Annotated in this window: 3 protein-coding genes; all 3 read right to left on the bottom strand. The window is 77.0% G+C overall.

Features of this window, described 5'->3' with window-relative positions; all coding sequences use genetic code 11:
- Nucleotides 1-491 (bottom strand): PfkB family carbohydrate kinase (locus ACFQ3T_RS36555; RefSeq protein WP_380730738.1); only part of this gene is annotated, 491 nt, incomplete at its 3' end.
- Nucleotides 488-1,063 carry a D-sedoheptulose-7-phosphate isomerase gene (locus ACFQ3T_RS36550; protein ID WP_380730737.1) on the bottom strand — a complete coding sequence of 192 codons (576 nt, stop codon included), beginning with the start codon at nt 1,061-1,063 and terminating at the stop codon, nt 488-490. The genes ACFQ3T_RS36555 and ACFQ3T_RS36550, both read right to left, overlap by 4 nt.
- Nucleotides 1,060-1,490: glycosyltransferase (locus ACFQ3T_RS36545; protein WP_380730735.1), on the bottom strand; the 431-nt coding region annotated here is incomplete at its 5' end. The genes ACFQ3T_RS36550 and ACFQ3T_RS36545, both read right to left, overlap by 4 nt.

Genomic DNA, 1,490 nt, shown 5'->3' with positions numbered 1-1,490 from the left:
GGGCCGCGCGGGTGCGGGTCCCACACGACGGGCCGGCGGGCGAGCACGCCCCGCAGCCGCTCGTCGCGCACCAGCCCGCGCCCGTAGTCGGACACCAGCACGTAGTCGGCCTCCAGCACGGCGTCGAGCATGTCGTCCGTGGCCTGCGGCGCGCCGGGACCGCCGCCCCGGTCGAGCCGGGCGATCGACTGGTCGCCGGCGCGCAGCCGGGTCTTGACCGGGGTCGGCGCCGGGGACGGCCCGAGCACGCACGGCACCCGCGCCAGCTCGGCCCGCAACCGCTGGCCGTCCTCGTCGTCGGCGACCGCGCTGACCAGCGTCACGTCGATCCCGTCGGCCGCCGCCAGCGCCGCGGCGAGCCCCGCCCCACCGGGCCGGGCGCGTTCCTCCTCGACGTCCAGCACGGGCGCGGGCGCGTCCGGGCACAACCGCTCGACCGTGCCCAGCACGTCCACGTCGAGCAACGAGTCACCGACGACAACAAGCTTCACGAGACCCTCCGCTCCGCCGCGGGCAACGCCGCCTCGAACGCCGCGCACAGCGCGTGCACCGCCACCAGCTGCGCCTCCTGCACGTTCGCCGGCTCGCCCGGCAGCGACAGCACCTCGTCCACCACCTCGGCCAGCGGGTTCGGGGTCGGGCCGGTCATCGCCCACACGTGCGCCCCGGCCGCCCGGGCCGCCTTCGCGGCCTCCAGCAGGTTCGGGCTGCGCCCACTCGTGGTCAGCAGCACGACCACGTCCTGGGGCCGGGCGTGCGCGGTGACCTGGCGGGCGAACACCTGGTCGTAGCCGTAGTCGTTGCCGATCGCGGTGACGCTGGACGACTCGGCGCACAGCGCGATCGCCGAGAACGGCCGGCGGTCGTCGCGGAACCGGCCGACCAGCTCCGCGGTCAGGTGCTGCGCCTCGGCGGCCGAACCGCCGTTCCCGGCGGCCAGCAGCCGTCCGCCGTCGCTGAGCCGTCGGGCCAGCACGCCGCCCCAGCGGGTCAGCCGGGGCGCCTGGGTGCGCAGCCCGGCCAACGTCTGGGCGAGTCCGTTCAGGTGGCTCTCGACGGTCATCGCGTGCCTCCCACGGCCACGGCCTGGCCGGCCGTGACCCGCTCGTAGACGCGTTCGGAGTCCTCGGCGATCCGGTCCCACGTGTAGCGCACGCCCACCCGGTCGAGCCCGGCGATGCCGCACGCCTCCCGCCGCGCCTGGTCGGCCAGCAGCGAGTGCAGCGCACGGGCGAGCGTGGCCGGTTCGCGCGGCGGCACGAGCACGCCCGTGACGCCGTCCACGACGGTGTCCGTGAGCCCGCCGACCGCGCTGGCCACCACCGGCACGCCGCACGCCATGGCCTCCAGCGGCACGATGCCGAACGGCTCGTACCACGGCACGCACGCCACCACGTCGGCCGAGCGCAGCAGCGCCGGCATCGCGTCGCGCGACACCTGGCCCGCCAGCCACAGCCGGTCCCGCACGCCGACGCGCTCGGCGTGCGCGG

Source organism: Saccharothrix hoggarensis (genome assembly GCF_042678885.1).
Taxonomy (GTDB): domain Bacteria; phylum Actinomycetota; class Actinomycetes; order Mycobacteriales; family Pseudonocardiaceae; genus Actinosynnema; species Actinosynnema hoggarensis.
The sequence above is the reverse complement of the archived record's forward strand: the minus strand, read 5'-3'. Positions and strand labels throughout refer to the sequence as shown.

Excerpts from the sequence above, each read along its gene's own strand:
- ACFQ3T_RS36550 (WP_380730737.1), bottom strand. The coding sequence starts at position 1,063 with ATGACCGTCGAGAGCCACCTGAACGGACTCGCCCAGACGTTGGCCGGG.